Below are 16,177 nucleotides of genomic sequence, written 5' to 3' on the forward strand. Positions count from 1 at the left end.
ACAAGATTCAGTTTGCGCCCGGCCTGCCGAAGACCCGCTCCGGCAAGATCATGCGCCGTATCCTGCGCAAGATCGCCGAGGACGATTTCGGTGCTCTCGGCGATACCTCGACGCTCGCGGACCCTGCGGTCGTCGATGACCTGATCGCCAATCGGCAGAATAAAAAATAAACCCAAGACTCTCCTGAAAATGGAGGGAAGATGGGTCTCAGGTCACTAAATTTGCTAGGCAAAAAGCGTGATGAGTGCACCTCTTTAAAAAGCCAAGCCGATAGGCTCCAGAGGATGGCGCTTACGGTGTTGCCCCAAGTAGAGCCGCAGCGAACCTGCCGTAGATCGGCGGCCCAGGCTCCAGGCGGGCGTGTCAGCGCAGTTGCCCCATAGTCGACGTCGCCACCTCGCGCAGACGCTGCCGCCCGACGTGTCCTGCCCCATCCTGGATATCCGCCGTGATCGCTTCCTTCAGGGCCAGGCCATCCTTCTGCTTTATCGCCTCAATGGCCTCGACATGCCTGTCCACCTGATAACTCTCATTCAGATGCGCGACTGCCTCGCGCATGAAGGGCCCCATCCTGAGCCAGACGGATTCAATCAAAGGCAGCAGCACGAAGGAAGGCCTCCCCTCGTACATGCAGCGATGGAAAGCGAAATTGCGCTCGATACCGAGTTCTATGTCTCCCGCCTGAAAGGCCTCGTCGATCATAGTATCTAGTGCCACCAGCCGGTCGATACGAAGAAAGTCGATGAAGTGCAATGCTCTTTCCGCAGCCACCGTCTCGAGTGACACGCGGGCCGCAATCAGCTCGTCGAAACGCTCCGGCCCGATATCTGGAACGCGCACGCGCCTATTGTCGAGATATTCAAGTGCGCCATCTGCTATCAGCTGGTCGAGCGCACCGCGCACGGGCATGGTGCTCACATCGAGGCTTTCTGACAGGCCGGAGATCGTTACCGGCAGACCTGGCGGGAAGCGGCCGCTCATGATGGCGCGGCTTAGCGAGCGATAGACCCACTTCTTGGTGGACTCACCCTTCAGCTTTGGTTCGCGGATGATCGAAATATGCTTGTTGTCCATCAACCGCACCTACTTGCCATCCCGATGCCAAACGTGGCCCTGGAGAGATTCCGCAATAGCACAGCGAAAAGGCCTTTGCAGGGCAATTTACAAGATTTACAGAGTTGATCTTATATGGCAATGATATGATCATATTATTAAGCAAGCCCGAGTTGGCTTGCGGAGAGGGACTTCGATGCGCTGGTTTATGAAGGTCGATGAGGGGCCGATTGCTGTCTGCTGAAGCACACGCCCGCGCAGCACGACACCCCCCGGACAGTAAGACAATAATTTAGGGCAAGTCAGGCCCGGTGCCCTTTGTGCGCCGACTGTCAAAGCCCGATGGTGGATCATGATAGATGAACAGGACGCACTCGATTTTCTGAAGGCCAACCCTGATATCGAAGTGCTGGAAGCCTTCGTCGTCGATGTGAATGGCGTGCCCCGCGGCAAGTGGATTCCTCGCGAACGCGCTGTCGAGGTGCTGGTCAAGGGCATGGCGATGCCGCGCTCGGTGTATGCCCTCGACATCTGGGGGAGGGACGTCAATGCGGCTGGCCTTGCCGAAGGCACCGGCGATCCGGACGGGATCTGCAGCGCTGTTCCCGGGACACTCGCGCGTGTCGGCTGGCTTAAGCGGCCAACTGCCCAGGTGATGCTGAGCATGCTGGACGCCGCCGGCGAGCCGTTTTATGCCGATCCTCGCCAGGTACTTAGATCGGTACTTGCCCGCTTCGAAAAAAAGAAGCTGAGGCCGGTGGTGGCGACCGAACTCGAGTTTTACCTTATCGATCCAGTCCGGTCGGCACTGGATCCGGTTCGTCCGCCCAACACCCGCGAAGGCCGCTGGCACACTGGCCAGACACAGGTGTTGTCGATTGCCGAATTGCAGGATTTTGAGCACGTGTTCAGCGAAATCGCCGCTGTATGCCGCGATCAGTTCGTGCCGGCCGACACAACGCTCCGCGAAAACGGGCCGGGACAATATGAGATCAACCTGAACCATATGCCCGACGCGCTGCGCGCCGCCGACAATGCGGTGCTGCTCAAGCGCATCGTTAAGGGTGTTGCCCGCAAGAATCACCTCGACGCCACCTTCATGGCAAAGCCGTATGGTACGCAGGCTGGAAGCGGCATGCATGTGCATTTCTCGATGATTGACGATAAGGGAGGCAATATCTATGCGGACGACAGTGGCCCGTCGGAAGCACTGATGCACTCGGTCGGTGGGCTGCTGAGTTACATGCAGGACAGTACGGCAATCTTTGCGCCGCATGCCAATTCGTTCCGCCGGCTCACGCCCAGCGAACACGCGCCGACCTATGCCTCGTGGGGCATCGACAATCGTTCGGCCGCCGTGCGCGTCATCACTGCGGGCCGGTCGGCGACCCGTATCGAGCACCGTGTGGCCGGTGCGGATACCAATCCATATCTCGTGCTCGCTATGATCTTGCAGGCCGCCCACATGGGTATGAGCGAACGGAGAGATCCAGGCGGCGCCGTGACCGGTGACGATCATGCCCCTGATATCGAGCCGCTTCAGCGCAGTTGGCACTCGGCGGTCCAGGCCTTCTCGAGTTCCGGCTTTGCCTTCGCCGCACTTGGTCCTGACTTCCGCAAGCTCTACTCCGCCACCAAACGGCAGGAGTTGCAGGAGTTCGCGCTGAGAGTGACTGACGTCGAATACGACGCCTACATAAGGACGACTTGAATGAACGCTTTAGGAACTCGGGAAAATCCTGGCCATATCGCGTCATGGTATGCCGCAACGGCCAACGACAAGACGGTCCGTCCAAGTCTAGAGGGGGCCATCGAGGCCGATGTTTGCATCATTGGCGCCGGTTTTACCGGTATTTCGGCGGCACTCGAACTTGCCGAGAAGGGCCTGAGCGTCGTTGTGCTCGAAAGCGAGCGCATCGGCTTCGGCGCTTCCGGGCGCAATGGCGGTCAGATCGTCAACGGCTACAGCCGCGATTTCAACACGCTCGAGCGGCGCTTCGGACCTGGGATTGCCCGCAAGCTCGCGCTGATGTCGCGCGAAGGCGGCGAGATCATCAGGTCGCGGGTGGCCAGGCACCGCATCGAATGCGACCTGCGTGACGGCGGTTTTTTTGCTGCTTTCACGGAAAAGCAACTGCGAGAGTTTGAGACCATCAAGAAGAGCTGCGAGCATTATGGCATCGACGGCATGGAAATGGTCGGCAAGGCAGACGTTTTTCGCTACGTGAGTAGCCAGCGCTATGTCGGGGGCATGATCGACACGCGTGGTGGCCATATTCATCCGCTTAATCTGGTGCTTGGCGAGGCCCTGGCGGCCGAGGGGTTCGGCGGGCGCATCTTTGAGAATTCGCGCGCGGTGAGCGTCGACCTCAGCGGCGGGCAGCCGGTCGTCACCACCGCTGCCGGCCGTGTGGAATCGCGCTACTTGCTGGTTTGTGGGAATGCCTATCTCGGCAACCTGCTGCCGAAGATCACGGAGCGTATGATGCCGGTGTCTAGCCAGGTGATGGCGACCGAAGTGCTGGCCCCGGAATTGCTCGACCGGATGCTGCCAGCGGACTATTGCGTCGAGGACGCCAACTACGTACTCGACTATTACCGGCGGACCAGCGACAACCGCCTTCTCTACGGGGGCGGCATAGGCTACGGCGGGCAGGATCCGGAAAACCTGACGGCGTTCATCCGCCCCAATATGATCAAAACCTTTCCCGAACTTGCCAATGCCCGGATCGACTATGCATGGAGCGGTAATTTCGCGCTGACGCTGACCCGCATTCCACATGTCGGCAAGCTTTCAGATAGGGTCTACTTCTCGCACGGCGACAGCGGACATGGCGTGACCACGACACATCTCTTGGGCAAAATCCTGGGTGAGGCGGTGGCTGGCCATGCGGACCGCTTCGATATCTGGGCGTCACTGCCGAGTCTGCCTTTCCCCGGTGGCCGCGCGTTTCGCGTTCCACTCACCGCGCTAGGCGCCTGGTGGTACGGACTTCGCGACCGGTTGGGAGTTTGAATAATGCGTTTGGGCATACTGCAAACAGGCCATGCGCCTGATGAGCTTCTAGAGAATTTCGGCGACTACGACCTTTTGTTCCGGCGGCTGCTGGGAGAGTCGACATTCGACTACGTCACCTATCCGGTGGTGGACGATATTTTCCCCGACAGCGTCGAAAGCGCCGATGGCTGGCTGATCACCGGCTCTCGCTATTCCGTCAATGACCCCGATCCATGGATTGGCAAGCTGATCGCGTTGATCCGCCAAATCAAGGCATCGGGCAGACCAATGGTCGGGATCTGCTTCGGCCACCAAGCCATTGCCAAGGCGCTTGGCGGCGCCGTGGGCGAAAATCCGGCGGGTTGGATTGCCGGCGCGTCCGAATACCGGACACCTGAGGGCGCGCCTGATCGCACGCTGCTTGCCTGGCACAAGGAGCAGATCCTGACGCTTCCCGGCGAGGCCGAGATCGTGTCGGGGTCGTCGGCTTGCCCGCACGCAGTTCTTCGTTACGGCGACGTGGCGCTCACCTACCAGGCCCATCCTGAATTTACCGCCGATTTCATTCGCGGGCTCGTCGTAACGCGCGGGCAGAGTTTAACAGATGGGATCAAGAACAGGGCGAGCAATGCCGACGATGCCGAAATCGCACGCGCAAGGACAAGTGCCGAAATAGCCACCTTTTTGAAATTTCGCTGATTTTCTGCTGCTGTTTCGACCAGTATGTCGGGCGCCCGGCCGGCTACCGGGACGCCTATCATTGACCAAGAGTGCCTATGCACGACTATCCCGACGTCAAACCCTTCACTAAAGAAGAAATCAAATCCACACAGTAATTCACCGCTGCTCCTCGTTTGATGTTGGGAGCCGACCCGCTCGGACCCTATTCCACCATCTTCATTCTGAGGGACAGCCACAATCTGGCGATATTCTTCGAGGCGCCGGCCCACTTACGAGTTTGCTGCAGGTCAACGGTTGCCACCCTGATGCGCGACCGTGCGGTCAATCCTACAGGGTGTCGGTTCCAAGGGTCTGCTTCAACAGGTGAATGGCGTCAAGGATATCCGCCTTGATCGCCACGCCCACCGCTTCGGCATCCCCTCGGCGTATGGCTTCCAGCGTCATCTGGTGCTTATCGACAATACTTGTCGTTTCGCTCATCTCATAAACGCTGCGCATGAACGGTCCAAACTGCATCCAAACGCTCTCCAGGAGAGCGACCAGGACTTCCGAGCCTCCAGCGCGGTACAACTCGAAGTGAAATTGGTAGTTTTCACGCATGTAGGCGCCTGCATCCTTGGTGCCATAGCTCTGATTCATGCGCGAATCGCAGGCCTCCATGGCTGCAATCGTCTCGGGGGTCACATAGGGAAGCGCTCGGCGCGCGCACAGCGGCTCCAGCTGCAGCCGGGCTTGCATAAGCTCCTCAAAGCGTAGGCGCGTGAGGTCGGGAATGCAGACCCTGCCGTTGCGACGCACTTCCAGCGCGCGCTCGCCGCCGAGCCGAGTAATCGCTTCACGGACAGGCATAAGCCCGACACCCATGCTCTTGCTTAGGCCCCGTAGGCTGACGCTCGTGCCAGGAGAAAATCGGCCGGAAATAAGCTGCTCGCGAAGCGCCTGATAAACCTGCTGCTGTTGGGTCGCTAGTTCTCTCATTGTTCAATATGCCTTGATAACGCCGCCGCACGACCCCGCGGCGATATGGTCAAGCCTTGCCGTTCCTCTCGGAGGCAGGACGGCCCCCTGCCGCGTAAGACGCGACGCCATAGCACGATCCGGTGCGCGACAACCAGTGCGCCGTTGCAGCTGCCCTGCAAGGGACTGCCAAATGAGCATCGAAACCCGACTGGTTCCGGGTGTTCAGTCCGCAATGCGGCTCACCACCTTGGAGAGAGGCGTTCAAGCCAGCTGGACCTTGCGCTCCTGCAGGATGTTGCCGCCATCGACCACCAGCGTTGCGCCGTTGATGTAGCTCGCTTCGGCAGAAGCCAGAAAGACGGCTGCGGCAGCGACTTCATCCGGGGTTCCCGCGCGTCCCGGAGGCGTATACCGGGCGGCAACCTGCTCTTCCTCGGTCGATGACCCTGTCTCGATCCAACCAGGGGCGACGGCATTCACAGTCACACCGCAAGGCGCGACTTCGAGCGCCAGAGCATGGGTGAGCCCAATCATCCCCGCCTTTGCCGCCGAGTAGGCAGCCTCTCCCGGATTGGAAACCAGTGGGCCAGTCACGGAGGCGATATTCACGATACGTCCGCGCCGCCTTTCGACCATCGGCTCTAGAAAGGCGCGCGTGACCAGAAACGCAGTCTTGAGGGTGACGTCAATTCCGACGTCCCAATCGGCCTCGCTTAGCGCCAGGAATTCGCGTTGCACGGCTGGCGCCGCCATCGATCCCATGCCGGCATTGTTCACCAGAACGTCGACCGGCCCTACCTGTTCTCGCAGACGCCTGACCTCCTCGGCCTTGGTGAGATCCGCAACATGCGATGCAACGTCGTAGCCCAGTGCCCGCAGTTCCGCAGCGCGCAGATGAATGCGTTCGCTGGCGCCGGTGATGCAAACGGCGAGACCTTTCTGTGCAAGCTTGCGGGCAATGGCAAAGCCTATGCCATCAGGCCCGCCCGCGCCGGTCACCAGAGCCGAGCGAAAGTCGCCTTCGCGTGCCGTCATATGACGTCGCCGTAATAGGCAAACTCTTCGTCTGTCACCTCGGCGGAAAAGAAACGATGTTCCACACGCTTCAGCGCAATGAACACCGCGGCCATGCGTTCGCCGAGAGCCTCCTTCAGGAATTCGGATTCCGCAGCCTGGTGGATCGCCTCGCGCCAATCGCCTGGCAACAACTTTCCTGCGTCGTCGCTGTAGGTGGAGGATTCTGCGTCTGGCTCGATCCGCTTTTCGATCCCCTGGTACATTCCGGCAAGCACGGTCGCACCAACCAGATAAGGGTTGGCGTCGACACCGGCGGAACGGTGCTCAAGGTGCCGGTTGGCCGGATTGCCTGCCGGCACCCTGATGGCAACGCTCCGGTTGTTGCGCCCCCAGGTCGGCGACGTCGGTGCATAGCTGTTGCGCGAAAAGCGACGCCAGGAATTCAGATTGGGTGCAAACATCAGCATCGAATCGGCCATGGTCTGCTGCAGACCGCCGATCGCGTGACGCAACATCGGCGCGAGATCATCGTCCACGTCGGCGAACAGATTGCGACCCGAGGGGTCCGCGAGACTGGCGTGAAGATGCATGCCGGAGCCGGCATTGTGGGCGAAGGGCTTGGCCATGAAGTTGGCGCGCATGCCATGCCGGAGGGCAAGGCCTCGAACCAGACGCTTGAGCATCACCAGATCGTCTGCCGCCCGCAGGCCTTGGGCCTGGTGACGCAGCGTGAGTTCATACTGGCCGGGCGCATATTCGGAGATCATCGTTTCGACAGGCAGGTTCTGGACGGCAGCGGCGCGGTACAGCGCATCGATGAACGGCTCGAACTGATCCAGCACCGCAACGCTGTAGACCTGGTTGCCCTTTGACGACGCGCCCGAAAGAGGCAGGCGTGCGGCCTTCGGTTTTCCAAGAACATCCTTGTCGGCATCGAGTAGGTAGAATTCCAGTTCGAAGGCCAGGACCGGGAACAGGTTTTTCGCTTCAAACCGTTCGATCTGGCGCACTAAGGCCTGCCGGGGATCGGCTCCCATGGGAGATCCGTCCAGCTCATACAGCATGACACGAACTTCACCGCGTTCGGGCGATGTCCAGGGCAATGTAGTCAGTGACCCGGCGATCGGCCATGCAATTCTGTCGGCGTCTCCGTCGTCCCAGGTCAAGCCCGTCTCATCGACGTCAGCGCCGGTCACATCCAGCCCCAGAATCGAGCCGGGCAGATGCCGGCCGGACCGGAACAGTGTCAAGAGTTCATGGCGGCGGATGATCTTGCCGCGCGCGATCCCGTTCGGATCGATAAGCACGAGATCAAAGGCTGCCATCTCTGGATGTTTTTCCAGGAACGACTCGGCTTCTTCGACAGGTGCCGCATTGCGTGGACGTGTTCCGGTCATTTCATACAGCCTTTCTCATACGATCGAGGATTTTCTCAAAGCTGGAGACAAGGCCGGCGACATTTTCTTCGCTGGTGGTCGGCGCCACAAGAACCATATTGTGGAACGGCGTAACCAGATATCCGAGATTGAGGAATGCCGTATGCAGCGCCTTCTGGATCGTCGGATTGGCTGCATTGTGTGCTTCACTGGCGTTGCGCAGCGGATTGGGCGCAAATACGATCTCGAGCCTGGCGCCGACGCGACCGACGTGCCACGGCAAATCATGGTGTTTGATGGCTGCGGAGAAGCCCCTCTCGACGATATCGGCAAGGCGGTTCATTTTGTCGTGCGCTTCGGCTGTCATCACCTCTTCAAGGCACGCCCTGAGGCAGGCGAGTTGCAAGGCGCTACCCGAGAGTGTCGTGCCTATGCCTGAATGGCCCGTGCCCGTATTCGCCGCGCGCACGGCGGCAAACCGGCCCGCCACATCGTCCGTCATGCCCCATACCGCAACGGGAATACCGCCACCGACGGGTTTTCCGACGACAAAGATATCCGGTTCGAGACCATGGACTTTGGTGTATCCGCCAAATCCGGTTGAAACCGTATGCGTTTCATCGATGTGCAGCAGCGTCCCCGTAGAGCGAGTCAGATCCCGCAGGGCTTTGTGAAACCCCGGAAGTGGAAGAATCATACCGCAATTGGTCATGACGGGCTCCGCCACGACGCAAGCGATGTCACCACCTTTCAACGCCGCCGCTAGAGCGGGTACATTGTTGAAAGGAATACAGACAGTCGTTTCGGCAAGATCCACTGCCTGACCAAGCAGGCCATGGCGAGCCACCGTCTGCCCATCGACGAGGTCCACCAGCGTTTCGTCGGCGGCCCCGTGATAGCAACCATCGAAAACCAGGATCTTTTTGCGACCAGTCACCGCACGCGCAACGCGGAAGGCAAAGCGGTTGGCATCACTTGCGGTCGTCGTCACCTGCCACTTTGCCATGCCGAACGTGCTACGCAAAAGGTGGCCCACGGCATCCAGATCTTTGGACGGCAACATAGTTGTAAGGCCCAGAGTGCTGGCCCCGGCCAGCGCGTTCAGGATCGGCTGCGGCCCGTGCCCGAACATCGCTCCGCTATCTCCCAGGCAGAAATCAATCGCGCGATTGCCATCAATGTCCCAAACCTCGCTGCCTGCGGCTTTGGATATCACCATTGGAAACGGCATGGGCCAGTCTCGCATCCAGTATTGCGGGACCTGATTGAAGAAACCCGAGGATGCCGCGCCGAAAATCTCATTGCTGCGCGACCGCCTGCTCGTGAAGATCGCCGTTTCTTCCGCAAGAATCCGCTTGGCGGCGGTGAGAATGGAACTGGATTCCGGTGGTCTGCTGGGTGAGATGCTCGACAATTGCCAAAACCTTTCGCAGTGCTTATTGTGATCACAATTAGAATTCAGGATGACTATGTGTCAATGACATATTGACAATATGCTCGAATTTAATCCTATTAATAAGTGCTTTTTACAATTAGGCGTTTTTCCTATGGATGCTTTCATTGGCGATGTGATCACGATATTTCATCCGGCGCTTATAGGAGGTGGCGACAAAGAAAGTTTTCTGCGGGGCCAAAAACGCCTTGACGGCTTAGGAACTCAGTGTTTGGATGAGTGGATACAAAAATCCGGTGAGCTGTGAATGGCGTTTCAATCTGCATCCAACGCACACCTCTCTTCGACGGCAGAAGAGGAGGCATATCTATACCTCCAGCAGGCTCTGCGGCTCGGCCGCTATAAGCCAGGCCATCGGCTGATCCCAGAAGCGATCGCTGCGGAAATTGGAATGAGCCGCATGCCGGTGCGGGAAGCCTTTCGTCGCCTGTCGGCCGACGGTCTCGTAACGCTACGGCCCAATCGGGGCTGCGTGGTGGCAGGGCTGACGCTCGACCAGATCAACGAGGTTTTTGAAATCCGCTCGGTGCTCGAGGGGCTTGCTGTGCGGCTCATCATGCCCCGTCTGACATTGGAAACGTTCGAGGAACTGGATCGTTTGCTCCTGCGCATGGAACGCGCTGGCGAGATCGGCGGCAGCGACTGGGTGCTGCGCCACCAGGAATTTCACGCCTATCTCTACGGGATGAGCGAACGCCCGAAACTCATCCGTCAGATCGCTGCCCTTCACGTCGCCATCGAGCCCTACATGCGCATCTGGTTCGACTATGTCGACAAGCCGCTTTCAGCGCGCGAAGAGCACCAAAACCTCATCGACGCGCTGAAATCTGGCGATGGCGCCGTGGCGGAAAGAGTGATGCAGGAACACGTTCTCGGCACGGCGTCGCTGCTGGCCGATTTCGCAACTCCCAACCGGCGCTGATCGCCGACTGGTCAAATTGTCCGAAGCCGGAGGGACGTCCGGCAAGGACGGGGAACGGCCGTTTTACACGGCACAACAAAAAAGGGATGAGCCATGACATTTCGTCGTTTGGCCGCGGTTGCGGCTGCCTTGATGACAATTACATCTTCGCCGTTCGCAATGGCCGCTGATGCGCCGAAGGCCATCACGATCGCCACCGAAGGGGCCTATGCGCCATGGAACTTCACCACCGCCGACGGCAAGCTCGACGGGCTTGAAATCGAACTTGCCAATGATCTCTGCGCTCGCATGAAGATCAGATGCACCATCATCGCCCAGAACTGGGACGGCCTCATCCCGTCGCTGACAGTCGGCAAGTTCGACGTGATCATGGCCGGCATGTTCATAACACCGAAGCGTCTGGAAACGATCGACTTCACCCGGCCCTATGCGGTCGACCCCTCCGGTTTCGCCGTAGCCAAGGATAGTGACCTTGGGAAGCTCGGAATCTCCAATGAGAAGTTCAAGCTGGATGAGGAGGCCGCCGCCAAGGCCGCGATCGAGAAGTTGAAGCCCATGCTCAAGGGAAAGGTCATCGGCGTCCAGTCCGGCACGACGAACCTTGATTTCCTGAAGAAGTATTTCGCCGACACGGTCGAAATTCGCGAATACAAGACGACGGAGCAGCATGACCTCGATCTCGCGGCAGGCCGGGTCGATGCGCTCTTTGCACAGCAGACGGCGCTCGCCGCAACCCTCGCCAAGCCGGAATTTGCCGACTACACGATCGCCGGCCCCGGCTTCGTCGGCGGCATCTTTGGCCTCGGCACAGGCGCTGGTCTCCGCAAGGAAGACAAGGCGCTGAAGGACATGTTCAACACCGCCATAGATGCCGCGATTGCTGACGGCACGATCAAGCGCCTCTCCGAAAAGTGGCTGCATACCGACGTCACGCCGGTGAAGTAAGCTCCGCCTGCCGGGCTGGATCGGATGACTGAGGCCATTCGTCCAGCCCACATTTCACAAAGCCATTTGCGGCACGCCGTCGTGCCCGACCGTTAAACAGGTCCTGAGCCTCATGTTCGATAGATTCAATCTGCTCGGTTTCGGAGCCGGTGGCTGGGGTGCGGCGCTACTAGAAGCCGCTGGAGTCACTTTGCTTCTTTCTTTGGCAGGCTTTGCGCTGGGGATCGTCTTCGGCGGGCTGGCAGCGGCCGGTCGGCTTTCTGCGGCGCGCCTTCCGCGAAGTATCGCATCGGCCTACGGGATCGTATTTCGCGGCGTGCCGGATCTCCTAACCATATATCTCTTCTACTACGGCGGCAGCGTTGTGCTGACGGCCGTGGGCCGTCTCTTCGGCGCGCAAGGCTTTGCCGGCCTCCCGGCGTTCGCTACCGGGATCGTGACGATCGGCTTCATTTCGGGTGCCTATCAGGCCGAGGTCTATCGGGGGGCCTATCTTGCGGTCGACCGCGGCCAATTCGACGCTGCCAAAGCGCTGGCGCTGCCTCGCTTCCATATGCTCCGCTTCGTGATCGTGCCGCAACTGCTGCGCCACGCCATTCCCGGCATCGGCAATGTCTGGCAGCTTGTGCTGAAGGATTCGGCATTGATCTCTGTCATCGGCCTTGTTGAACTGATGCGCCAAGCGCAGATCGGCGCTGGCTCGACCCGCGAGCCGTTCTTTTTCTATTGTGCCGCCGCCGCACTTTATTTCGCCATTGCCTGCGTCACCGGCCTTTTCTTCGGGCGGGCTGAAGCGATTGCCTCTCGTGGGATTGCCCATTGATGATTGATCCCGGCTTTCTCCTCGAGATCATTCCGAAGCTCCTCTCCGGCCTGCCACTGACGCTGGAGTTGGCTGGTTCCTCAGTCCTGCTCGGCTTCGTCCTCGCGCTTCTTCTCGCGCTGGCTCAACTGGGCAACGGGGCGGTCGCCGTCTGGTCCATCAGGACCTTTGTCGCAATCTTTCGCGGCACGCCGCTTCTAGTGCAGATATTCCTCATTTATTACGGGCTCGGCCAGTTCCGTCCGACCCTTCAATCTTTGGGGCTTTGGTCACTCTTCCGCGAGCCTTATTGGTGCGCAATCCTGGCGCTGACGCTGAACACCGCCGCCTATGGCAGCGAAATTCTGCGTGGAGCGATCCGCAATGTGCCGCGTGGACTATCCGAGGCCGCCTCGGCGCTGGGTCTGTCGCGCCTGCTGACCTTGCGGCTGGTGGTCCTGCCGATCGCGCTGCGCCAGGCGCTGCCTGCCTACAGCAACGAGATCATCCTGATGGTGAAGGGCACCTCGCTTGCCTCCATCATCACGCTGACGGAAGTGACTGGCATAGCGCAGGAATTGATCGCACAGACCTACCGCGCGATGGAGGTCTTCATCGCCGCCGGCGCTATGTACCTCGCCCTTAACTTCCTCATTGTGCGGGCTCTCGCGCTGCTCGAGGCAAGGCTGACGCCTTACCGCCTGCGCGCCTGACCACCCGCCATGCCGCATAGTACGGAGACCAAAAGGCAATGCGTAACTTCGAGACACCGACGCGATCGATTGCTGTGTCCGCCCAGGCGATGGCTGCGACATCGCACCCGTCCGCCACGCTGACGGCGATCAACATCCTGCAAGCCGCCGGCAATGCTATGGACGCTGCCATAGCCGCCTGCGCCGTACAATGCGTCGTCGAGCCGGGATCAACCGGCATTGGCGGCGACTGCTTCGCGCTTTACGCCCCGAAGGGCGGGGCCGATGTCATTGCCTATAACGGATCGGGCCGCACGCCGGCAGCCCTGACGGTGGACTGGTTCGAGGAGCGCGGCCTGACCGAAGTGCCCCGCCAGTCGCCTTCCTCCGTGACCATTCCAGGCACCATCGACGCATGGACCCGTCTTCATGCCGATCATGGTCGCCTGCCTTTTGCCGAGGTCCTGGCGCCTGCCATCGCCTTTGCCGAAAACGGATATGCGATCTCGCCGCGCGTGCATCGCGACTGGGCAAAGGAAGAACCCCTGCTGGCTGCCGATGAAGTGGCTGCACGCATCTTCCTGCCGCAAGGCCGCGCACCGCGCATCGGCGAGGTGCACCGCCAGCCGGAGCTGGCCGCCACCTTCCGGCGGATCGTCGCCGAAGGCCGCGACGGGTTCTATCGCGGGCCGGTGGCCGAGGACATGGTGGAGCGGCTGCGCGCGCTCGGCGGTCTGCACACACTCGAAGACTTCGCCGCCGCCAAGGGTGAATATGTGACGCCTGCGACGACCGACTTCCGGGGCTATACGATCCACGAATGCCCGCCAAACGGGCAAGGGATTATTGCGCTGATGATCCTCAATATCCTGTCGCATTTCGAGGCTACGGGTGCGCCGGACGCGATTGACCGCATTCATATCGAAATTGAGGCGGCACGGCTTGCCTATGCGGCGCGCGACACTTGGCTGGCGGACCCCGCCAAGGCCAATGTGCCGGTCGAGGAGATGCTGTCCGACGAACTCGCCAGCCGGCTCGCCGGTCTAATCGATGTGAAGAGGGCGATTGCTGACCTGCCACCTTTCGAGCTGCCGCGCCATCGCGACACGGTCTATATTTCCGTGGTTGATTCCGAACGGAATTCCGTGAGCTTCATCAACTCGATCTTCGATAGCTTCGGAAGCGGCATCGTCGCGCCGAAGTCGGGCGTCGTTCTACATAATCGTGGCCAGAGTTTCTCGTTGAAGCGCGGCCATCTCAACATGATCGCGCCTGAAAAACGTCCGCTGCACACGATCATCCCCGGCATCGTGACGCGCAACGGTCGAACCGAAATGTCCTTCGGCGTCATGGGCGGTTACTACCAGGCCATGGGTCATGCGCATCTGATCAGCAAGGTGCTCGACTATGGCATGGACATGCAGGACGCCATCGACCTGCCGCGCCTGGTGCCGGCCAGCGGGCTCGCACCGAAGATCGAGGTGGAGCAGACCGTTCCGGCTGCGACGATTGCCGAACTTCAGGACCGTGGCTTTGAGATCGTGCCGACAGAGGACCCCATCGGCGGCGCGCAGCTGATCCGCATCGATTGGGAAAACGGCACGCTGACCGGTGCGTCGGAATCGCGAAAAGACGGTATCGCGCTTGGGTTTTGATGGGGGACGGGAGCACCCTTGGGACGCCCGATGGCGGCAGTTCGCCCTTTTCAGCGGCGCGATGGTCTTCCATCGATCAATCAGCGACTTTGAAGTACGGCGGAATAATCTGATCAAAATACATTGTATTATGATCAAATATTGAATATATCAGCGATAACGATCTTTCGTATATTTGCAGGAGTTCCGGATGAAACAGTTTGGCGAGTTCTACATTGACGGCGCCTGGGTTGATCCCTTGGATGCGCAGGGTTCGCTAGAGGTCATCGACCCTTCCGTCGAAGAGGCCTTTGCCACGATTGCGCTGGGGGGCCAGGGCGATGTCGATCGCGCTGTTGCCGCGGCATCGCACGCCTTCAAGGACTTCTATCTGACGAGCCCTGCAGAACGTCTCGACCTGCTGAAATCGGTTCTCTCCGTGTATCAAAAGCGTTCGGAGGATCTCGCCTGGGCTATTTCCCGCGAAATGGGCGCTCCAAAAAAAATGGCGCTGAAAAATCAGGTGCGCAGCGGCGCGGCGCATCTTCACACCATGATTGACGTCATGAAGGACTACCGGTTCGAGCGCATGGTCGGCAAGACGATGGTCGCCAAGGAAGCGGTCGGCGTCGTCGCAATGATTACGCCGTGGAACTGGCCGCTCAACCAGATCACCTGCAAGGTCGCCCCGGCGCTCGGCGCGGGCTGCACGATGATCCTGAAGCCGTCCGAAGTTGCCCCCGTCAGCGGATTGGTCTTTGCGGAAATCATGCATGAGGCGGGCGTTCCCGCCGGCGTGTTCAACCTCGTCAACGGCGATGGCCCGACGGTGGGCGAGGCGATGGCCTCCCATCCCGACGTCCACATGATTTCCATTACTGGATCGAACCGCGCCGGTATCGCCGTGGCGAAAGCGGCAGCGGCGACCGTCAAGCGGGTGCACCAGGAACTGGGCGGCAAATCCGCCAACGTCATCCTCGAAGAGGCCGACTTCGTGGCGGCCGTACGCCAGGGTGCGCTCGACTGCTTCGACAATTCGGGCCAGTCCTGCAATGCACCGACTCGCATGCTGGTGCCCGAAGGACGCATGCAGTCGGCAGCGGCTATTGCTGCTGAAGCGGCCGGCTCTCTGACCGTCGGTCCGGCGGAGCGTGATGGCGTCGATCTTGGCCCCGTTGTCAGCCAGGCGCAGTTTGACAAGATTCAAGGCATGATTGCCGCAGGCGTGGCAGAAGGCGCAACGCTGGTTGCCGGCGGCGAAGGCCGTCCGGATGGCCTCAATCGCGGCTACTTTGTCCGCCCGACGGTCTTTGCGGATGTTAAGCCGGGCATGCGCATCGAGCGCGAGGAAATCTTCGGACCGGTGCTTTCCATCATCGGCTACAAGGACGAGGACGACGCGATCCGCATCGCCAATGATTCCATCTATGGACTTGCGGCCTATGTTTCGTCGTCGGACCTGGACCGCGCACGGCGCGTCGCCCGCCGGCTGCGCGCGGGCAACGTGCATATCAACTCTCCGGCCTGGGATACCTACGCGCCCTTTGGCGGCATGAAACAGTCCGGCAACGGGCGCGAATATGGGGAATTCGGTCTCGACGACTTTCTCGAGATCAAGGGAATCATTGGATACACCGAATGATC

General features: G+C 60.0%; 16 protein-coding genes. 11 read left to right on the top strand and 5 right to left on the bottom strand.

Features of this window, described 5'->3' with window-relative positions:
- Positions 1-363: 363 nt before the first annotated feature.
- Positions 364-1,074, bottom strand: a complete 711-nt coding sequence (locus GR197_RS03210; protein ID WP_164006589.1) for a GntR family transcriptional regulator — start codon at positions 1,072-1,074, stop codon at positions 364-366.
- Positions 1,075-1,405: 331 nt separating this feature from the next.
- Here GR197_RS03210 and GR197_RS03215 point away from each other — a divergent pair, with 331 nt between their 5' ends.
- The 3 genes from GR197_RS03215 to GR197_RS03225 are packed head-to-tail and all read left to right on the top strand — an operon-like array spanning position 1,406 to position 4,750.
- Positions 1,406-2,764, top strand: coding sequence for a glutamine synthetase family protein (locus tag GR197_RS03215; protein ID WP_164006590.1), 1,359 nt, complete (start codon positions 1,406-1,408; stop codon positions 2,762-2,764).
- On the top strand, positions 2,765-4,069 hold the full coding sequence (locus tag GR197_RS03220) for an NAD(P)/FAD-dependent oxidoreductase (RefSeq protein ID WP_164006591.1): 1,305 nt from the start codon (positions 2,765-2,767) through the stop codon (positions 4,067-4,069).
- A gap of 3 nt (positions 4,070-4,072) precedes the next feature.
- Positions 4,073-4,750 (top strand): type 1 glutamine amidotransferase, encoded by a 678-nt coding sequence (locus GR197_RS03225; protein WP_164006592.1) that lies wholly within the window; start codon positions 4,073-4,075, stop codon positions 4,748-4,750.
- A gap of 309 nt (positions 4,751-5,059) precedes the next feature.
- Here the strand turns inward: GR197_RS03225 and GR197_RS03230 are convergent, their stop codons facing one another.
- The 4 genes from GR197_RS03230 to GR197_RS03245 form a co-directional block, all read right to left on the bottom strand.
- On the bottom strand, positions 5,060-5,710 hold the full coding sequence (locus GR197_RS03230; RefSeq protein ID WP_164006593.1) for a GntR family transcriptional regulator: 651 nt from the start codon (positions 5,708-5,710) through the stop codon (positions 5,060-5,062).
- A gap of 243 nt (positions 5,711-5,953) precedes the next feature.
- Positions 5,954-6,727 carry an SDR family oxidoreductase gene (locus GR197_RS03235; RefSeq protein ID WP_164006594.1) on the bottom strand — a complete coding sequence of 258 codons (774 nt, stop codon included), beginning with the start codon at positions 6,725-6,727 and terminating at the stop codon, positions 5,954-5,956.
- Positions 6,724-8,106, bottom strand: a complete 1,383-nt coding sequence (locus tag GR197_RS03240) for a glutamine synthetase family protein (protein WP_164006595.1) — start codon at positions 8,104-8,106, stop codon at positions 6,724-6,726. Before GR197_RS03240 ends, GR197_RS03235 begins: the two co-directional genes overlap by 4 nt.
- Position 8,107: 1 nt before the next feature.
- The gene (locus GR197_RS03245; RefSeq protein ID WP_432444194.1) at positions 8,108-9,436 is read right to left on the bottom strand and encodes a transaminase; all 1,329 of its coding nucleotides are present in this window, start codon (positions 9,434-9,436) and stop codon (positions 8,108-8,110) included.
- Between GR197_RS03245 and GR197_RS32840 the strand changes: the two genes are divergently transcribed.
- The 8 genes from GR197_RS32840 (at position 9,351) to GR197_RS03280 (ending at position 16,175) form a co-directional block, all read left to right on the top strand.
- Positions 9,351-9,530 (top strand): hypothetical protein, encoded by a 180-nt coding sequence (locus tag GR197_RS32840; protein ID WP_432444195.1) that lies wholly within the window; start codon positions 9,351-9,353, stop codon positions 9,528-9,530. The genes GR197_RS03245 and GR197_RS32840 overlap by 86 nt on opposite strands.
- A 48-nt stretch (positions 9,531-9,578) precedes the next feature.
- Positions 9,579-9,785 (top strand): hypothetical protein, encoded by a 207-nt coding sequence (locus tag GR197_RS03250; RefSeq protein WP_204330031.1) that lies wholly within the window; start codon positions 9,579-9,581, stop codon positions 9,783-9,785.
- Positions 9,786-10,460 carry a GntR family transcriptional regulator gene (locus GR197_RS03255; protein ID WP_164006598.1) on the top strand — a complete coding sequence of 225 codons (675 nt, stop codon included), beginning with the start codon at positions 9,786-9,788 and terminating at the stop codon, positions 10,458-10,460.
- A gap of 93 nt (positions 10,461-10,553) precedes the next feature.
- Complete coding sequence (locus GR197_RS03260; protein ID WP_164006599.1) at positions 10,554-11,405, top strand: lysine/arginine/ornithine ABC transporter substrate-binding protein; 852 nt, start codon at positions 10,554-10,556, stop codon at positions 11,403-11,405.
- A 112-nt stretch (positions 11,406-11,517) separates the two neighbouring features.
- Entirely contained in the window at positions 11,518-12,228 is a 711-nt protein-coding gene (locus GR197_RS03265; protein ID WP_164006600.1) for an ABC transporter permease, read from the top strand.
- Positions 12,228-12,920, top strand: a complete 693-nt coding sequence (locus GR197_RS03270; protein ID WP_164006601.1) for an ABC transporter permease — start codon at positions 12,228-12,230, stop codon at positions 12,918-12,920. Before GR197_RS03265 ends, GR197_RS03270 begins: the two co-directional genes overlap by 1 nt.
- A 38-nt stretch (positions 12,921-12,958) precedes the next feature.
- Positions 12,959-14,554, top strand: coding sequence for a gamma-glutamyltransferase (ggt, locus tag GR197_RS03275; RefSeq protein ID WP_164006602.1), 1,596 nt, complete (start codon positions 12,959-12,961; stop codon positions 14,552-14,554).
- Positions 14,555-14,744: 190 nt separating this feature from the next.
- Entirely contained in the window at positions 14,745-16,175 is a 1,431-nt protein-coding gene (locus tag GR197_RS03280; protein ID WP_164006603.1) for an aldehyde dehydrogenase family protein, read from the top strand.
- Positions 16,176-16,177 lie beyond the last annotated feature (2 nt).

It is taken from the genome of Rhizobium phaseoli, from assembly GCF_010668805.1.
Classification (GTDB): domain Bacteria; phylum Pseudomonadota; class Alphaproteobacteria; order Rhizobiales; family Rhizobiaceae; genus Rhizobium; species Rhizobium phaseoli_A.